General features: G+C 72.2%; 10 protein-coding genes. 9 read left to right on the forward strand and 1 reads right to left on the reverse strand.

Going from position 1 to position 19,384, the window contains the following annotated elements:
• Positions 1–11 precede the first annotated feature (11 nt).
• Positions 12–1,628, reverse strand: a complete 1,617-nt coding sequence (locus ACFYVL_RS19955) for a glycoside hydrolase family 13 protein (RefSeq protein ID WP_389246471.1) — start codon at positions 1,626–1,628, stop codon at positions 12–14.
• A 299-nt stretch (positions 1,629–1,927) separates the two neighbouring features.
• Here ACFYVL_RS19955 and ACFYVL_RS19960 point away from each other — a divergent pair, with 299 nt between their 5' ends.
• The 9 genes from ACFYVL_RS19960 to ACFYVL_RS20000 all read left to right on the forward strand — a co-directional run bounded on the left by ACFYVL_RS19960 (position 1,928) and on the right by ACFYVL_RS20000 (position 19,303).
• Entirely contained in the window at positions 1,928–3,199 is a 1,272-nt protein-coding gene (locus tag ACFYVL_RS19960) for an extracellular solute-binding protein (RefSeq protein ID WP_389246473.1), read from the forward strand.
• A 10-nt stretch (positions 3,200–3,209) separates the two neighbouring features.
• On the forward strand, positions 3,210–4,244 hold the full coding sequence (locus tag ACFYVL_RS19965; protein WP_389246474.1) for a carbohydrate ABC transporter permease: 1,035 nt from the start codon (positions 3,210–3,212) through the stop codon (positions 4,242–4,244).
• Positions 4,245–4,369: 125 nt separating this feature from the next.
• The gene (locus ACFYVL_RS19970) at positions 4,370–5,161 is read left to right on the forward strand and encodes a sugar ABC transporter permease (RefSeq protein WP_389246586.1); all 792 of its coding nucleotides are present in this window, start codon (positions 4,370–4,372) and stop codon (positions 5,159–5,161) included.
• Positions 5,162–5,383: 222 nt separating this feature from the next.
• Positions 5,384–7,060: a glycoside hydrolase family 13 protein gene (locus tag ACFYVL_RS19975; RefSeq protein WP_389246476.1), complete on the forward strand. Its 1,677-nt coding sequence runs from the start codon at positions 5,384–5,386 to the stop codon at positions 7,058–7,060.
• Positions 7,045–8,100 carry a LacI family DNA-binding transcriptional regulator gene (locus tag ACFYVL_RS19980; RefSeq protein WP_389246587.1) on the forward strand — a complete coding sequence of 352 codons (1,056 nt, stop codon included), beginning with the start codon at positions 7,045–7,047 and terminating at the stop codon, positions 8,098–8,100. The genes ACFYVL_RS19975 and ACFYVL_RS19980 overlap by 16 nt, the downstream gene beginning before the upstream one ends.
• A 171-nt stretch (positions 8,101–8,271) precedes the next feature.
• The gene (locus ACFYVL_RS19985) at positions 8,272–9,507 is read left to right on the forward strand and encodes an MFS transporter (RefSeq protein WP_389246589.1); all 1,236 of its coding nucleotides are present in this window, start codon (positions 8,272–8,274) and stop codon (positions 9,505–9,507) included.
• Positions 9,508–9,747: 240 nt separating this feature from the next.
• The gene (locus ACFYVL_RS19990; protein WP_389246479.1) at positions 9,748–11,457 is read left to right on the forward strand and encodes a carbohydrate-binding module family 20 domain-containing protein; all 1,710 of its coding nucleotides are present in this window, start codon (positions 9,748–9,750) and stop codon (positions 11,455–11,457) included.
• Positions 11,458–11,679: 222 nt separating this feature from the next.
• On the forward strand, positions 11,680–17,034 hold the full coding sequence (gene pulA / locus ACFYVL_RS19995) for a pullulanase-type alpha-1,6-glucosidase (RefSeq protein ID WP_389246481.1): 5,355 nt from the start codon (positions 11,680–11,682) through the stop codon (positions 17,032–17,034).
• Between the two features lie 220 nt (positions 17,035–17,254).
• A complete protein-coding gene (locus ACFYVL_RS20000) occupies positions 17,255–19,303 on the forward strand; it encodes an ATP-binding protein (RefSeq protein WP_389246483.1) in 2,049 nt (682 codons plus the stop codon).
• Positions 19,304–19,384 lie beyond the last annotated feature (81 nt).

The raw sequence follows: 19,384 nt of genomic DNA on the forward strand, positions 1-19,384 counted from the left end.
CCGGGCTCATGTCAGATTGCCCACCAAGCACAGGAATCAGCCGGAAGGGTGATGGTTTCGCCGTCCGCCGCGAGGTGCGCGGAGGAGAGCAGGAGGCTTCCGGGGCGGGGGAGTTGGACGGGCAGCGGGCCCGTGTTGAGGGTGCAGCGGAAGCCGGGGCGGACGAGGTCGAGCAGGCCCGGCGGGGACTGCTGCCACCGCATCCCGCCGTCGCCGAGGCCGTCGAGTTCCTTGCGCAGCCGAAGCGCCCGGCGGTACAGCTCCAGCGTCGAGTCGGCGTCGCCGGTCTGGGCGGCCACGCTCAGCGACCGCCAGGAGGCCGGCTGCGGCAGCCAGCCCGCCGCGGTGCCGAAGCCGTACGGTGCCTCCTCGCCCTCCCACGGGATCGGCACCCGGCATCCGTCGCGCAGCCCGTCCTGTCCGTCGGTGCGGAAGAAGGAGGGGTCCTGCCTGACCTCGTCGGGCAGGTCGGTGACCTCGGGGAGCCCGAGCTCCTCGCCCTGGTAGAGGTATGCGGATCCGGGCAGCGCCAGCATCAGCAGGGCGGCGGCGCGCGCCCTGCGCAGTCCGAGCGCGTCGTCCCCGGCCCCGTACCGGGAGAGGTGGCGGACCACGTCGTGGTTGGAGAGCACCCAGGTGGTGGGGGCGCCGACCGATCCCGCGGCGGCCAGCGAGGCGTCCACCACCGCCCGCATCGCCTCCGCGTCCCAGGGGCAGCCGAGGAACTGGAAGTTGAACGCCTGGTGCAGCTCGTCGGGCCGTACGTACAGCGCGAGCCGCTCGGGGGAGGGGGCCCAGGCCTCCGCGACCCCGATCCGTTCGCCGCCGTAACTCTCCAGCAGGCGGCGCCAGTTGCGGTGCACGGCGTGCACCCCGTCCTGGTCGAAGAACGGCAGCACCTGCGAGCCGATCATCTTCGCCTGCTCGCGGGCCCCGATGTCGGGCATCCCGGGGGCCTTGACCATGCCGTGCGCGACGTCGACGCGGAAGCCGTCCACGCCCCGCTCCAGCCAGAACCGCAGGATCGAGTCGAACTCGGCGTGCACGGCCGGGTTCTCCCAGTTGAGGTCGGGCTGCTGGGGGGCGAAGAGGTGCAGGTACCAGTCGCCCGGGGTGCCGTCGGGGTCGGTGGTACGGGTCCAGGCCGGGCCGCCGAAGACGGACTCCCAGTCGTTGGGCGGGAGTTGGCCGTCGGTGCCCTTGCCGGGGCGGAAGTGGTAGAGGTCCCGCTCCGGGCCGCCGGCCAGGGCGCCCCGGAACCAGGCGTGCCGGTCGGAGGTGTGGTTGGGCACCACGTCCACGATGACCCGCAGCCCGTGCTCGTGCGCGGTGGCGATGAGCCGGTCGGCGTCCGCCAGCGTCCCGAAGAGCGGGTCGACCTCGCGGTAGTCCGCCACGTCGTAGCCGCCGTCGGCCTGCGGCGAGGCGTAGAAGGGGGTCAGCCACACGGCGTCCACGCCCAGTGCGGCGAGGTGGGGCAGGCGTGCGGTGATGCCGGGCAGGTCGCCGACGCCGTCCCCGTCGCTGTCGGCGAAGGACCGGACGTACACCTGGTAGATCACGGCGTCGCGCCACCACCGCGACGGGGCGGCGGCTGCGGCGGTCGGGGCCGGGAGTGCGGCTGTCATGGTGCTCCCTTGCTGGCGGGTTCTCGTAGCTGCGACTACGGGATCAACGCCGGGACCCCTCGAAAGTAACAGCCTTGCAAGTTCTTGCGAAAGCTGTGACGGGGGCCACTGTGTCGCCCCGTAACCCGGTCCGACCTGCCACGCAAGGGATCCGGCGGCAATCCGCAGGACACGTGGGCGTAACGATCGACCCTTCTTGCAGAAATTTCCCGCAAACTCTTTCGGACTTCTTTCAGGCTTGTTACGTTCCTCCCGACCCGGCGCCGCGACGGAGCGGTACGGCAGTTGAAGGAGTTCAGATGCGACGTGGCATAGCAGCCACCGCCCTGGTCGCGACCCTGGCGCTCGCGGCGACCGCTTGCGGCGGCGAGGACGGCAAGCAGAGCAAGGGCTCGGGCGGCGAGCTGGCCGGCGAGGTCACCTGGTGGGACACCTCCACGGTCGGCAGCGAGGACAAGGTCTTCAAGAAGATCGCCGAGGACTTCACCAAGAAGCACCCCAAGGTCACCGTCAAGTACGTCAACGTGCCCTTCGGCGACGCGCAGAACAAGTTCAAGAACGCCGCACAGGCGGGCTCCGGCGCCCCCGACGTCATCCGCTCCGAGGTCGCCTGGACCCCCGACTTCGCGGACCTCGGCTACCTGGCCCCGCTGGACGGCACCACCGCCCTGAAGAACGAGGGCGACTTCCTCAAGCAGGCCGCCGCCTCGACGAAGTACAAGGACAAGACCTACGCGGTCCCGCAGGTCATCGACTCCATGGGCATCTTCTACAACAAGAAGATGCTCAAGGACGCGGGCGTCGAGGTCCCCGGGACCATCGCCGACCTGAAGACCGCCGCGAAGAAGATCAAGGAGAAGACCGGCAAGACCGGCATGTACCTGCGCGGCGACGACGCGTACTGGTTCCTCTCCTTCCTCTACGGCGAGGGCGGTGACCTGGTCGACGCCAAGAACAAGAAGATCACCATCGACAACGCGGCCGGCGTCAAGGCCATGAACGTCGCCAAGGACCTGGTGACCTCCGGTGCCGCCAAGACCGACGCCACCGACGGCTTCGACAACATGCAGAAGGCGTTCAAGTCCGGCGACGTCGCGATGATGATCAACGGCCCGTGGGCGATCGCCGACACCTACGCCGGCGACCAGTTCAAGGACAAGTCCAACCTGGGCATCGCCCCGGTCCCGGCCGGCTCGGTCAAGCAGGGCGCCCCGCAGGGCGGCCACAACCTCGCCGTGTACGCCGGCTCCAAGAACCTGGACGCCAGCTACGCCTTCGTCGACTACATGAGCTCGCCCGAGGTCCAGGCGCAGGTCACCAAGGAGCTCAACCTGCTCCCGACCCGCACCTCCGTCTACGCCCAGCCCGACGTCGCGAAGAACGAGATCGTCACCTTCTTCAAGCCGGTCGTCGAGAAGGCCGTCGAGCGCCCGTGGATCCCGGAGACCGGCAGCCTCTTCGCCCCGCTGGTCACCGAGTACACCAAGGTCCTCACCGGCCAGACCGCTCCCGAGGCGGGCGTGAAGAACGCCGGCGACGCGTACCGCAAGCTCCTCAAGGGCTGGAACTAGGGAATCCCCGATGACTGCTGCCGACACCGGCCGGTCGGCGGTGAAGGCCGCGGGCGGGAACGCACCCGCCCGCGGCCGGAGCCGCGACACCGGTCAGAACCACGACACGGGCAAGACCCCCGGACGCCTCCGGCGCTCGCTCTCGACCCACTGGTACGCCTGGACGATGGTCGCCCCCGTGGTGGTCGTCATCGGCGTCATCATCGGATACCCGCTGGTCCGCGGCATCTTCCTGTCGCTGACCGACGCCAATGAGCGCAATGTCGAGCGTTCCATCGGCGTCAACGAACTGCCCGCGACGTACAAGTTCGTCGGCCTCGACAACTACGTCGACGCCCTCACCGGCAGCCAGTTCATGGCCACCCTCGGCTGGACGGTGCTGTGGACCGTCGCCTGTGTGTCGATCACCTTCGCGCTCGGCATGGGCCTCGCCAACATCCTCAACCGGAAGATCGCCGGCCGCGGTCTCTACCGGGTGCTGCTGGTGCTGCCCTGGGCGGTCCCCGGCTTCGTCTCCGTCTTCGCCTGGCGCTTCCTCTACAACCAGGACAACGGGCTCCTCAACAAGATCCTCGCGGGCGGCGGCATCGACGCCGTGCCGTGGCTGAACGACCCGACCTGGGCCAAGTTCGCGGTGATCTCCGTGAACGTCTGGCTGGGCATCCCCTTCATGATGGTCGCCCTGCTCGGCGGCCTCCAGTCCATCCCCGGCGAGCTGTACGAGGCCGCCGAGATGGACGGGGCGACGGCCTGGCAGCGCTTCCGCCACATCACGCTCCCGGGGCTGCGCCCGGTCTCCACCACCGTGATCCTGCTCAGCACCATCTGGACGTTCAACATGTTCCCGGTGATCTTCCTGCTTACCAGGGGCGGACCCGGCGAGGCCACCCAGATCCTCGTCACCCAGGCGTACAAGTTCTCCTTCGAGATCAGCCCGCGCGACTTCGCGCAGTCGTCCACCTGGGGCGTACTGATCCTCGTACTCCTGATGATCTTCGCCGCGGTCTACCGGCGAGTCCTCCGCAAGCAGGGAGAAGTCTGGTGACCACCGAGACGATCCTCGGCAAGGGACCGGGGCAGGGCCCGGCGAAGGGGTCCACGACCCTCAGCACGGGCCAGCCGTCCAACGTCCAGCGCCGCGACCGCCGTTCGCCCCTCGCGTCCGTCGCTCTGCACACCACCCTGGTCGTGGCGTCCGTCGTCGCCGTCTTCCCGGTGCTGTGGGTCCTGCTGACCTCGCTCAAGCCGGCCAAGTACGCGACGACCACGGACTTCTTCCGCGAGACGACGCTCACCAACTACACGAGCCTGCTCAGCGACACCCCGTTCCTCACCTGGTTCGGCAACTCGCTGCTCATCGCGGGCCTGTCGACCGTCATCGGGGTGTTCGTCTCGGCGACCACCGGCTACGCGATCAGCCGCTTCCGCTTCCCCGGCAAGCGCTGGCTGATGTGGACCCTGCTGGTCACCCAGATGTTCCCGGTCGCGGTCCTGATCGTGCCGATCTACAACATCATGGCCAAGCTGGGCCTGCTGAACCAGCCGATGGGCCTGGTCATCACGTACCTCACCATCTCCGTGCCGTTCTGCGCGTGGATGATGAAGGGCTTCTTCGACGGCATCCCGCAGGAGATCGACGAGTCGGGCCAGGTCGACGGCCTGACCCCGTTCGGCACCTTCTGGCGGCTGATCCTCCCGCTGGCCAAGCCGGGCCTCGCGGTCACCGCGTTCTACTCCTTCATCACCGCGTGGGGCGAGGTCGCCTACGCCTCGGCGTTCCTGGTCGGCGACGAGAACATGACCCTGGCGGGCGGCCTGCAGAAGTTCGTCAACCAGTACTCCAGCCAGTGGGGGCCGATGGCCGCCGCGTCCGTACTGATCGCGATCCCGGCCGGCATCGTCTTCGTCTTCGCCCAACGCCACCTGGTGAGCGGAATGACCGCCGGCGCCACCAAGGGCTGACCCCCCCCCGCCCCCTCGGGCGGCGAACCCGCACCTCGCCCGAGCCCCCTTGGGCGGCGGGGCCGCCCCCCGGGGGCGGAACGGGCGGGCAAGGGGGCGGCCCCCGGCGGAGCCGCACCCCCCGCCCCCGGACGCCCCCGGCCCCCGCACCACCCCACCCCCACGCCCACGCCCACGCCCCCACCCCACCGCACCGCACCTCCCAGACCTCCCAGGGACGACATGACCCAGCACCTCGCTGCCCCTGCCCCCGGCACCGCTCACACCCCGAGCACCCCCACCGACTGGTGGCGCGACGCCGTGATCTACCAGGTCTACCCCCGCAGCTTCGCCGACGGCGACGGCGACGGCATGGGCGACCTCGCCGGTGTCCGCGCCCGCCTGCCCTACCTCCGCGACCTGGGCGTGGACGCCGTCTGGCTGAGCCCGTTCTACGCGTCCCCGCAGGCCGACGCCGGCTACGACGTCGCCGACTACCGCGCCATCGACCCGATGTTCGGCACCCTGCTCGACGCCGACGGCCTGATCCGCGACGCCCACGAACTGGGCCTGCGCGTCATCACCGACGTCGTCCCCAACCACTCCTCCGACCAGCACGAGTGGTTCAAGCGCGCCCTGGCCGAGGGCCCCGGCTCCGCCCTGCGCGACCGCTACCACTTCCGCCCCGGCAAGGGCACCGACGGCCAGCTCCCGCCCAACGACTGGGAGTCCGTCTTCGGCGGCCCGGCCTGGACCCGTACCACCGACCCCGACGGCACCCCGGGCGACTGGTACCTGCACCTCTTCGCCCCCGAGCAGCCCGACCTCAACTGGGAGAACGCAGCCGTCACGGACGAGTTCCGCTCCATCCTCCGCTTCTGGCTGGACATGGGCGTCGACGGCTTCCGCATCGACGTCGCGCACGGGCTGGTCAAGGCCGAGGGCCTCCCGGACCTCGGCACCCACGACCAGCTGAAGCTGCTCGGCAACGACGTCATGCCGTTCTTCGACCAGGACGGCGTCCACGACATCTACCGCGCGTGGCGCAAGATCCTCGACGAGTACCCGGGCGAGCGCATCGGCGTCGCCGAGGCCTGGACCCCCACCGTCGAGCGCACCGCGAACTACGTCCGCCCGGACGAGCTGCACCAGGCGTTCAACTTCCAGTACCTGGGCACCTACTGGGACGCCACCGCCCTGCGCGAGGTCATCGACTCCTCCCTGGCCGCCATGCGCCCGGTCGGCGCCCCCACCACCTGGGTGCTCTCCAACCACGACGTGACCCGCCACGCCACCCGTTTCGCCAACCCGCCGGGCCTGGGCACCCAGATCCGCACCCCGGGCGACCGCGAACTCGGCCTGCGCCGGGCCCGTGCCGCGACCCTCCTCATGCTGGCCCTGCCGGGTTCGGCGTACGTCTACCAGGGCGAGGAACTCGGCCTCCCGGACGTCACCGACCTGCCCGACGAGGTCCGCCAGGACCCGTCCTTCTTCCGCGCGGCCGGCCAGGACGGCTTCCGCGACGGCTGCCGCGTCCCGATCCCGTGGACGTCCACCGGCCCCTCCTACGGCTTCGGCACCGGCGGCAGCTGGCTGCCCCAGCCCGCCACCTGGGGCGGCCTGTCGGTCGAGGCCCAGACCGGCGACCCCACCTCCACCCTGGAGCTGTACCGCTCGGCGCTCGCGGTGCGCCGGGAGCACCCGGGCCTGGGCGCGGGCACGGACGTGTCGTGGCTGCCGGACACCGGGGAGGGAGTCCTGGCCTTCGCCCGCGAGGGCTTCGTCTGCACGGCGAACACCACGGGCGCCCCGGTCCGCATCGAGGCCCCCGGCACGCTCCTGCTGTCCTCCAGCGAGGTGACCCTCGCCGAGGACGGAGCGGTCCTCCCCGCGGACACCACCGCCTGGTGGTCCGTGTGACCGTCCCCGGGCCGAGGGGCGCCCAGAGCGCCCAGCCGAGGAGCGGCACCGCCGCTCCCCGGCTGGCGCACATAGCCGCGCAGGCGAAGGTCAGCGAGGCGACGGTCAGTCGCGTGCTCAACGGCAAGGCGGGCGTCGCCGAAGCCACCCGCAAGCGCGTGCTGGCCGCCCTGGACGTCCTCGGCTACGAACGCCCGACCCGGCTGCGCCAGCGCAGCGCGGGCCTGGTGGGCCTGGTCATCCCCGAGCTGACGAACCCGATCTTCCCGGCGTTCGCGCAGGTCGTGGAACAGGTATTGGCGGGCCGCGGCTACACGCCGATCCTGTGCACCCAGATCCCCGGCGGCTCCGTCGAGGACGAACTCGTCGAGCAGCTCGTCGAGCGGGGCGTGGACGGGATCATCTTCCTCTCCGGCCTGCACGCGGACCTCTCCGCCGACCCGGCCCGCTACGCGGCGCTCTCGGCACGCGGTGTCCCCTACGTCCTGATCAACGGCTACAACCCGGCGATCAGCGCCCCGTTCGTGTCGCCCGACGACCACGCGGCGGTCCGTATGGCCGTCACCCACCTCACGGAACTCGGCCACCGCAAGGTGGGCCTGGCGGTCGGCCCGGTCCGCTTCGTCCCCTCGCACCGCAAACGCGAGGGCTTCGTCGAGGCCACCGGCGCTCCCGGCCTCGTCCAGCACACCTTCTTCAGCGTGGAGGGTGGCCAGGTGGCGGCCGGCGCCCTCCTGGACGAGGGCTGCACGGGCATCGTGTGCGGCAGCGACATGATGGCGCTCGGCGTGATCCGCGCGGCCCGCGACCGGGGCCTGCGGGTCCCGGAGGACATCTCGGTGGTCGGCTACGACGACTCCCCCCTGATCCCCTTCACGGACCCGCCCCTGACCACGGTCCGCCAGCCGGTCCAGGCGATGGCGACGGCCGCGGTGGGCGCGCTGCTGGAGGAGATCGGCGGAAACCCGGTCCAGCACACGGAGTACGTGTTCCAGCCGGAACTGGTGGTACGGGGGTCCACGGGGCACCTGCGGGGCTGAAGCGGGGGAGGGGCCGCAGCCCGAAGGGGGGCGGGCCCTCGCGGCGGTGCGACCCGCCGGGCGGACCCGCACCGGTGCCCCGCCGGCCGGGCACCGTGGCCGAAAGGGTGTCTGTGGCGCGAGGTGCTGCCGGGGCTAGGGTGCCTGGCTGTGCCGGACGCCGAAGCAACCCTGAAGACCGCCGCCCACCCGCCGACGGACGGGCCTCCGCTGTGGCGGGTTCCCGGGTTCCGGCGGTTCGTGACGGCGAACCTGGTATCGGCCGCCGGGTCCGCGGCGGCCCCCCTCGCCCTGGCCTACGCCGTCATCGAGCAGGGCGGAGGCGCCCGTTCCCTCGGTACGGTCCTCGCCGCGGGCACCGTCCCCGCCATCGTCTTCCTCCTCGTCGGCGGCCTCCTCGCCGACCGCCTCTCGCGCAGCCGGATCCTCTTCCTCGGCAATCTGCTGGCGGCCCTCGCCCAGGGCGCGCTGGCCCTCACCGTGGCCACCGGCCGGGCCACCACCCTCTCGATCGCGGTGTGCGGCTTCGCCTCGGGCGCCGCGGCGGCCCTCACCGCGCCCGCCGCCCAGGGGGCCGTCGCGCAGATCGTTCCGGCCCGGCACCTCCAACAGGCCAACGCCCTGCTCCGGCTGCCGACGAACGCCGTCAAGGTGCTCGGCCCGGTCGTCGGCGGTGTCGTCGTCGCGACGAGCGGGGCCGCCTGGGCGCTCGCCTGGGACGCGGCCACGTTCGCCGTCGCGGCCGTCCTGCTGCTCGGGCTGCGCCTCGACGCGCCGCTCACCACCACCGGGGTGCTCGCCGATCTGCGGGCCGGCTGGGCCGGGTTCCGGGCGCGCACCTGGCTGTGGACGTACACGGCGGCGGGCACGCTCCTCGTCGCGGCCTGGCTGGCCGGTTTCCAGCTCCTGGGCCCGCTGGTGGCCGCCTCCCACTACGCGGGGGCGCGCGACTGGGGCTTCGTCCAGGCGGCCTTCACCGGCGGGCTGCTCGCCGGAACCCTGGTGTGCCTGCGCTGGAAGCCGCACCGCCTGCTCGCCGTCGCGGTCGCGGCGGGCGCCGGGCTCGCGCTGCCGCTGGCGATGCTCGGGCTCCAACTCCCGCTGGTGTGCGTGCTGGTGAGCGCGGTGGTCGCGGGGATCGGGCTGGACATCGCGATCGTCGCCTGGAACACCGCCTTCCAGCAGCACGTGCCGCAGGCGGAACAGGGCCGCATGAGCGCCCTGAACGGCGTCGGCGAGCGGCTGGCCATCCCGCTGGGCTACCTGCTCGTGGCGTGGGCGGCCGGTTCCTGGGACGACGCGAGCGTCCTGCTGGTGTGCGCGGGCCTGGTGCTCGCCGCGGTGGCCGCGAACCTGTGCGTGCCCGACGTGTACCGCGTCAACCGGCGGGGCGACGCGCAGAGGTGAGCGGCGGGGGCGTCCCCACCCGGCCCCCACGACCCTCGAACAATCGTCACCAAACCCCTGACCTGCCCATTCATTGCGAACAAGTCCCGCTGTTCAAAGGGTTGACCCCCCTTGCGCCTCCTCGTACCGTCTCACCGCAAGAAGTTCCGGATTCTTGCAGCAAGAACCTTCAGGGGTGCGGCGGGACCCGCACCCGAGCCGCCCGCACCACCCGCCTCCCCCCACACAGGAGGAACACCCATGCCCCGCAGACTGCTGTCCGCCGCCTCCGCGACCACCGCCGCCCTCGTGGCCGGCACCGCCGCCTTCCTGACCGGCCCGGCCGCCTCCACGGCCATGGCCGCCGCCCCCGGCGACAAGGACGTCACCGCCGTCCTCTTCGAGTGGAGGTTCAGTTCCGTCGCCAAGGCCTGCACCGACCGGCTGGGGCCCGCCGGTTACGGGTTCGTCCAGGTCTCGCCCCCGCAGGAGCGCATCCAGGGCGACCAGTGGTGGACCGCCTACCAGCCCGTCAGCTACCGGATCGCCGGACGCCTCGGCGACCGGGCCGCCTTCAGGAGCATGGTGGAGACCTGCCACGCCGCCGGGGTCAAGGTCGTCGCCGACTCCGTCATCAACCACATGGCGGCCGGCGACGGCACGGGCACCGGCGGGAGCGCGTACACCAAGTACGACTACCCCGGCCTGTACTCCGGCGCCGATCTGGACGACTGCCGCTCCCAGATCGGCAACTACCAGGACCGGGCCAACGTCCAGAACTGCGAACTCGTCGGGCTCGCCGACCTCGACACGGGGGAGGAGCACGTCCGCACCACCATCGCCGGATACCTCAACGACCTCCTCTCCCTGGGCGTCGACGGATTCCGCATCGACGCCGCCAAGCACATGCCCGCCGCCGACCTCGCCGCCATCAAGGGCAAGCTGACCAACCCCGGCGCCTACTGGAAGCAGGAGGCGATATACGGGGGCGGGGAGGCCGTCTCGCCCTCCGAGTACCTCGGCACCGGGGACGTCCAGGAGTTCCGGTACGGGCGCGGGCTCAAGTCCGCCTTCCAGGGCGGCACCCTGGCGAGCCTCAAGAACTTCGGCGAGGGCTGGGGCTTCATGGAGTCCGGCAAGTCGGCCGTCTTCGTCGACAACCACGACACCGAGCGCGGCGGCGACACCCTCAACTACAAGGCGGGCAGCGCCTACACCCTCGCCAACGTCTTCATGCTCGCCTGGCCCTACGGGTCCCCCGACGTCCACTCCGGTTACGAGTGGAGCAGCAAGGACGCCGGGCCGCCCAAGGGCGGTCAGGTCGACGCCTGTTACGCCGACGGCTGGAAGTGCCAGCACGACTGGCGCGAGATCGCCTCCATGGTCGGCTTCCGCAACGCCGCCCGCGGCCAGGGCGTCACCCACTGGTGGGACAACGGCGGCAACCAGATCGCCTTCGGGCGCGGCGACAAGGCGTTCGTCGCGATCAACCACGACGGCTCCGCCCTCACCCGGACCTTCCAGACCGGCCTGCCCGCCGGTGACTACTGCGACGTGCAGAGCGGGCGCCCGGTGACGGTCGACGGCAGCGGGCAGTTCACGGCGACCGTGGCCGCCGGCACCGCCGTCGCCCTGCACACGGGCGCCCGGACCTGCAAGGGCACCGGGACGTCCGGCTCCGGCGCCTCCTTCGGCGTCACCGCCACCACCGTCCCCGGGCAGAACATCCACGTCGTGGGCGACCGGCCCGCCCTCGGCAACTGGAACCCGGCCGCCGCCCCCAAGCTCGACCCCGCGGCCTACCCGGTCTGGAAGGGCGAGGTGACGCTGCCCGCCGGAACCTCCTTCGCCTACAAGTACGTACGCAAGGACGCCGCGGGCAACGTCACCTGGGAGAGCGGCGCCAACCGCACCGCCACCGTCCCGGCCACCGGCCGCGTCACCCTGACCGGCGACACCTTCCGTCCGTAGGCCGTCCGCCGGGCCGTCCGGGCCGTACGGAGCCCGCACCAGGGGCCCGTCCGGAGGGCCCGGCCCCGCGCGGGCAGCGGCCGGTCGCGTGTCCCCCCCACCTCGCGACCGGCCGCTACCGCGCACAAGGCCCGCCCGCCGACCGGCACCCGCCCCCCCCTGAGCCCCCCGCGACACCCCCCCGCACCCCCGTCAGCCCTCACCGTCGAGGAGTTCCCGCCCGTGATACCCCGCCCCCGAGCCGCCGCTCTGCGAAGAGCGGCCGTCGGCGTCGTGACCGTGGCCCTGTGCGCCGCGCTCGCGCCCGCCGCTCCCGCTCTCGCCGTACCTCCCTCGGCGCCCCGGCCGCCCGCGCCGCCCTCCGACGCCAAGCTGGCCGCCGAGCCCGCGCGGCACGACCTCACCCGGGAGCAGTTCTACTTCGTCCTGCCGGACCGATTCGCCAACGGGGACACCGGGAACGACCGGGGCGGCCTCACCGGCACCCGGCTGGAGCACGGGTACGACCCCACCGACAAGGGCTTCTACCAGGGCGGTGACCTCAAGGGCCTCACCGGGAAGCTCGACTACATCAAGGGCCTGGGCACCACCGCCATCTGGATGGCGCCGATCTTCCGGAACAAGCCCGTCCAGGGAACCGGCAAGGACGCTTCCGCCGGGTACCACGGCTACTGGATCACCGACTTCACCCAGGTCGACCCGCACTTCGGCACCAACGCCGATCTGGAGCGGCTGATCGACAAGGCCCACGCCAAGGGCATGAAGGTCTTCTTCGACGTCATCACCAACCACACCGCCGACACCGTCGACTTCGCCGAGAAGGAGTACGGCTACCGGCCCAAGGGCGCCCACCCCTACCTCGACAGCTCCGGCCGCCCCTTCGACGACCGGGCAGGCATCCGGGGCAAGGTGGACCGGGACTCCTTCCCGTACACCCCCGTGCCCCGCCCCGGCACGGGCGAGCGCAAGACCCCCGCCTGGCTCAACGACCCGACGATGTACCACAACCGGGGCGACTCCACCTTCGCCGGGGAGAGCGCCGAGTACGGCGACTTCTCCGGGCTCGACGACCTGTGGACCGAGCGCCCCGAGGTCGTCGACGGCATGGCGAGGATCTACGAGAAGTGGGTGCGCGACTTCGACATCGACGGGTTCCGCATCGACACCGTCAAACACGTCGACCTCGACTTCTGGACCCAGTGGGCCACCGCGCTCGACGCCTACGCGAAGAAGCGCGGGCGCGACGACTTCTTCATGTTCGGGGAGGTCTACGACGCGAACCCGGCCGTCACCGCCCCGTACGTCACCCGGGGCCGGCTCGACGCCACCCTCGACTTCCCGCTCCAGGACGCGCTGCGCGGATACGCCTCCCGGGGCGCCGGCGCCGACAAGCTCGCCCAGGTGTTCGCGGCCGACTACCGGTACACCACCGACAAGGCCAACGCCTACGAGCAGGTGACCTTCAGCGGCAACCACGACATGGGCCGCATCGGCACCTTCCTCAAGCAGGACAACCCGCGGGCCGACGACGCCGAACTCCTGCGGCGGGCCCGGCTCGTGAACGAGCTGATGTTCCTCGGACGGGGCAACCCGGTCGTCTACTACGGCGACGAACAGGGCTTCACCGGCGCCGGCGGCGACAAGGACTCCCGGCAGACCCTCTTCGCCTCGAAGACCGCCGACTACCTCGACGACGACCAGCTCGGCACCGACCGCACCCACGCGAGCGACGCCTACGACACCACCCACCCCCTCTACCGCTCCATCGCCGCCCTCTCCAAGCTCACCAAGGAGCACCCCGCCCTGCGCGACGGCGTCCAGGAGGAGCGGCTGAGCGACGGGTCCGTGTACGCCTTCTCCCGCACCGACGCCCGGCGCCGGGTCGAGTACCTCGTCGCCGCCAACAACGGCGCGCAGGCGCGGACCGTGACAGTGCCGGTCGCCTCGGCAGGCGTCGACTTCCGTACCGTGTACGGCGGTTCCGGCCTCGTACGCAGCGGTGCCGACCGCAAGGTCGAGGTCACCGTGCCCGCGCTCGCCACCCTCGTACTCCGGGCCGAGAAGCCCATCGGGGCCCCGGCCGCCAAGCCCTCCCTCACCCTGAAGGCGCCCGCCGCCGGAGCCACCGGCACCGTCGAGATCGAGGCCGCGCCCGGCGGCGGACAGCTCGACCGGGTCGTGTTCGCCGCCCAGGTCGGCAACGGCCCCTGGCGCACCCTCGGCTCCGCCGACCACGCCCCGTACAAGGTGACCCAGCACCTCGGCACCGAGGTCGGTGCCGGGACGCCGCTGCGGTACAAGGCGGTCGTCGTCGACAGCGCCGGACGCACCGCGAGCGCCCTCGCCACCACGGCGGCGGGGCAGGCACCGCCGCCCGAGAAGCCGCGCGCGGGCGACCGCACCCACGCGGTCGTGCACTACAGGCGGGCCGACGGCGACTACGACGGATGGCAGCTGAAGTCCGGGGACACCACCGCCGCGTTCACCGGCCGCGACGCCTACGGGGCCTTCGCCTGGGTGAAGCTCGCCGAGGGCGCCACCGCCTTCCCGTACACCGTCGAGAAGGGCGGCAGCGCGGACGGACCCGCCCGGAGCATCGACCTCGGTGCCACCGGGGAGGTCTGGGTCGAGCAGGGCAAGGACGGGCAGCTGACCAAGGCCCCCGACGGCGCCTACCCGCCGCAGGACAGGACGAAGGCGGTGCTCCACTACCAGCGCCCCGACGGGAACTACGACGGCTGGGGGCTGCACACCTGGACCGGCGCCAAGGACCCGACCGACTGGGCCAAGCCGCTCCAGCCGGTGAAGAAGGACGCGTACGGGGTGACCTTCGAGGTGCCGCTCGCCGCCGGAGCCACCTCGCTCAGCTACATCCTGCACAAGGGCGACGAGAAGGACCAGCCGACCGACCAGGCCCTCGACCTGGCCACCCACGGCAACGAGGTGTGGGCGCTCGCCGGGCAGCCCGGCTACGTACTGCCGCAGGCCAAGGGGGCGGGCACGCTCGACCTCGCCAAGGCCGAGGCGCAGTGGATCGACCGGAACACCGTCGTCTGGAAGGTGAAGGCGACCGCGGCGACCAGCCAGCAGCTCGTGTACGCCCCCGCCGGCGGCATCAAGGTCGTCGACGGCGCGCTCAGCGACGAGGGGCGCTGGCTGCGGCTGAACCCCGGCACCCTGAGCGACGCGCAGAAGGCCAAGTACCCGCACCTCAAGGACTATCCGGCCTTCACCGTCGACGCCCGCGACCGGGACCGGATCGACGAATCCCTGCGCGGCCAGCTCCTCGCCACCCAGCGCGCCGCCAACGGCGCCCTGCTCGCCGCGACCGGGGTGCAGCTGCCCGGCGTGCTCGACGCGACGTACGGCGCGCACGCCACCAAGGCGTCCCTGGGACCCGTCTTCCGCGGCGGCCGGCCGACCCTGTCGCTGTGGGCGCCGACCGCGCAGCAGGTCTCGCTGGAGCTCGACGGGCGGACCGTGCCCATGCGGCGCGACGACCGCAGCGGCGTCTGGTCGGTGACCGGTGAACGCGGCTGGTCCGGGAAGCCGTACCGGTACGCGGTCAAGGTGTGGGCGCCCAGCGTCCAGCAGGTCGTGACCAACCGGGTCACCGACCCGTACTCGACGGCCCTGACGACCGACTCGGCGCGCAGCCTCGTCGTCGACCTGACCGATCCGAAGCTGGCCCCCCGGGGGTGGAGCACGCTGAAGAAGCCCGCCCCGACCCCGATCAAGGACGCGCAGATCCAGGAGCTGCACGTACGGGACTTCTCCATCGCCGACCGCACGTCCAAGCACCCGGGGGAGTACCTGGCCTTCACCGACCGCGACTCCCGGGGCTCCCGGCACCTGCGCTCGCTGGCCGCCGCGGGGACCTCGTACGTCCATCTGCTGCCCGTCTTCGACATCGGAACCGTCCCCGAGAAGAAGTCCGCACAGGCCACCCCCGCCTGCGACCTGACGAAGATGGCACCCGACTCCCAGGACCAGCAGGAGTGCGTGGGGAAGGCGGCCGGCAAGGACGCCTTCAACTGGGGATACGACCCGCTGCACTACACCGTGCCCGAGGGCTCGTACGCCAGTGACCCCGAGGGCACCAGGCGCACGGTGGAGTTCCGGCAGATGGTGCAGGGCATCAACGGCGCCGGACTGCGCACCGTGATGGACGTGGTCTACAACCACACCGTCGCCGCCGGGCAGAGCGAGAAGTCCGTGCTCGACCGGATCGTGCCCGGCTACTACCAGCGGCTGATGGCCGACGGCAGCGTCGCCACCTCCACCTGCTGCGCCAACACCGCGCCCGAGAACGCCATGATGGGCAAGCTGGTCGTGGACTCCCTGGTCACCTGGGCCAAGGAGTACAAGGTCGACGGGTTCCGGTTCGACCTGATGGGCCACCACCCCAAGGCCAACATCCTCGCCGTGCGCAAGGCACTGGACGCGCTCACGCTCGCCAAGGACGGCGTCGACGGAAAGGCGGTCATCCTGTACGGGGAGGGCTGGAACTTCGGCGAGATCGCCGACGACGCCCGCTTCGAGCAGGCCACCCAGAAGAACATGGCCGGAACCGGCATCGCGACCTTCTCCGACCGGGCCCGGGACGCGGTGCGCGGCGGCGGACCCTTCGACGAGGACCCGGGCGTCCAGGGCTTCGGCAGCGGCCTGTTCACCGAGCCCAACGCCTCGAGGGCGAACGGCACCCCGGACGAGCAGCGGGCCCGGCTGCTGCACTACCAGGACCTGGTCAAGGTGGGTCTGACCGGAAACCTCGCGGCGTACACCTTCACCGACAGCTCCGGCCGTACGGTCAAGGGCTCCCAGGTCGACTACAACGGTGCCCCGGCGGGCTACGCGGCCACTCCGGGCGACGCGCTCGCCTACGCGGACGCGCACGACAACGAGTCGCTCTTCGACTCGCTCGCCTTCAAGCTGCCCGCCACGGTCTCCCCGGCCGACCGGGCCAGGATGCAGGTGCTGTCCATGGCGACCGCCGCCCTCTCCCAGGGCCCCTCGCTGTCCCAGGCCGGCACCGACCTGCTGCGCTCCAAGTCGCTGGACCGCAACTCCTACGACAGCGGGGACTGGTTCAACGCGATCCACTGGGACTGCCGCGACGGCAACGGCTTCGGCCGCGGACTGCCCCCGGCCGCCGACAACAAGGACAAGTGGGCCCACGCGAAGCCACTGCTGGCGAACCCGGCCCTCAAGGCCGGCTGCCCGCAGATCGACGGCGCCTCGGCGGCCTACCGCGACCTGCTGCGCATCCGCACCACGGAGCCGGACCTCGGCCTGGCCACCGCCGGTGAGGTCCAGTCGAAGGTGGCCTTCCCGCTCTCCGGGAAGGGCGAGACGCCGGGCGTGATCACCATGTGGGCCGGCAAGCTGGTCGTGGTGTTCAACGCGACGCCGCAGACCCAGCGGCAGACGGTCGCCGCGGCGGCGGGCACCGGCTACGCACTGCACCCGGTGCAGGCGGCGGGCGCCGACCCGGCGGTCCGCGCGGCCGGCTACGACGGCGCGTTGGGGACCTTCACGGTGCCGGGACGGACGGTGGCGGTGTTCACCGCGAAGTAGCCCCGGCGAGGACCGGGACGACGGCCGCCCGCGCGGCCGAGCAGCACGAAGGGGTGTACCCGGGCCGCTCCGGCCCGGGTACACCCCTTCGCGTGGGGCCCGTGCGAGCGCCGCGCCCGGCCCCCGCGTCCGCCGTGTCGCGGTCCTGTGTCCCGCGCTGTTCGGCACCGGCCCGCCGCGCGGGCCGACGGACCCCCGCCAAGTAGTCCAGAATGAACCCGTGTTGGGCAACCTTCCCGAGGAGACCACCAGCTTCGTCGGACGCCGCTCCGACCTCGCTCGTGTCGATCACGCTCTGGCCACGCAACGCCTCATCACCCTCACCGGGCCCGGCGGCGTCGGCAAGAGCAGGCTCGCGCTGCGCGCCGCCAGGCAGGCCGCGGTGCGGCACCCGGACGGAGTGTGGTGGGCGGACCTCGCCCCCCTGCACGACGACCAACTGCTCGTGGCCACCGTCTGCGACGCCGTCGACTTCGCCGACCACACCCTGCGCATGCCCGCCGAGGCGCTCTGCGAGTCCCTCCAGGGCAAACGGCTGCTGCTCGTGCTCGACTCGTGCGAACGGCTCGCCGCCCCCGTCGCCCACCTGGTCGGCGAACTGCTGACGACCGTCCCCGGGCTGACGGTGCTGGCCACCAGCCGGCAGCCGCTGGGCGCCCGGGGCGAAGTCCTCCTCGACGTACCGCCGTTGCCCCTGGGCGGCGGGGAGGACGGGGCCGCGGCCCTCTTCCGGGACCGGGCCCGGCGCATCGTGCCCGGCGCCGGACTCGACGTGCCGCCGGACTCCGACGACGTCGAGGCGATCTGCGCCCACCTCGAAGGCATCCCGCTGGCCGTGGAGCTGGCCTGCGCCCAGCTCGACGACTTCCGGACCGTGCGCGACGTCGCCGACCGGCTGACCTCCCGCACCGCCTCCCGCCTCGACGTCCTCGCCCAGGACGGCATCTGGCCGCAGCGGCACCGCGCCATGCGCACCGCGATCGGCTGGAGCCACGAGCTGTGCACCCCGCTGGAGCGGCTGCTGTGGGCCAGGCTCTCGGTGTTCCGGGGCGACTTCGAGGAGGCCGACGCCCGCGTCGTCTGCGCCGGCGGGCCGCTCGACGGGGCCCTGGTGTCCCACGCCCTGCGGGGGCTGATCCGCAAGTCCGTCGTGCGCCAGGCCCCCGACGCCACCTGCCGGATGCTCGACACCCTGCGCGAGTACGGCGCCATGTGGCTCGACGAACTCGGGGAGCGGACGGCCGCCGCAGCCCGGCACGCCGACTACTACGCCGACCTCGCCCGGCAGGCCGACGAGGGCTGGCTCGGCGCGCAGCAGACCGCCTGGTACCGGCGGCTCGGCGCCGCCCACGCCGACCTGTGCGCCGCCCTCGACCACCTGCTGGCCGGCGACCCCGAACAGGCCTCCGCCATGGCGGGCCGGGTCTGCTTCTTCTGGGCCTGCTGCGGCCACCTCCACGAGGCCCGCGGCTACCTCGAAAAGGCACTCGCCGCCTACGACGTGCCCGGCCCGCACCGCTCCCGCGCACTGTGGGCCCTCGGCTTCGCCGCCACCCTCCAGGGCGACCACCACAGCGCCCGCAGCTTCGGCGAACAGTGCGCCGTCGCCGCCTGGCAGGCCAAGAACCCCGAGGACATGCTGTCCGCCGCCTACGTGCTCGGCGTCACCTACCTGATGATGGGCCGCCCGCGCGCCGCGCTCACCGTCGCCGAGCGGTGCCTCGCCGCCCGCCCCGGCGAACCCTTCTCCTCCGCCTCGCAGCTCCGCTGCCGCCTGGTACGGGTCTTCGCGCTGACCGCGCTGGGGCAGTACGGGACCGCGTCGGCCGCCGCCACCGAACTGCGCCGCATCTGCACCGAGCACGGCGAGAGCTGGACCCGCGCCTACGCCGACTACCAGCTCGCCCTGATAGCACTGCTCCAGGGCCGGGCCGAGGAGTCCGCCGCGCACGCCCGCGCCATGATCGACGCCAAGTACCGGCTCGGCGACGGCTTCGGCATAGCCCTGGGGCTCGACCTGCTGGCCGCCGCGCTCGCCGCCCGCGGCGACGGCCGGCAGGCCGCCCTGATGTACGGCACCGGACAGTCCTACTGGGAACAGGTCGGCCACCCGCAGCGCGGCACCCCGGAACTGGGCCCGGTGCGGGACCGGTGCGAGCGCCTGGCCCGCGCCGCGATCGGCGACCAGGCCTTCGAGCTGGCCTACGCCGAAGGGGCCGCCAACCACGAATCCGCCCTGGCCCACGCCCTGTTGGGGACCTATCCGTGAGCCCTTGGCCGTGCGGCGGGCAAGCGGTCGCGCGGCGGGCGGAAGGTGGTGGGTGACCATCGGATGTATCGCTCGTTCTGC

The sequence above is a fragment of the Streptomyces sp. NPDC004111 genome, from assembly GCF_042874215.1.
Classification (GTDB): domain Bacteria; phylum Actinomycetota; class Actinomycetes; order Streptomycetales; family Streptomycetaceae; genus Streptomyces.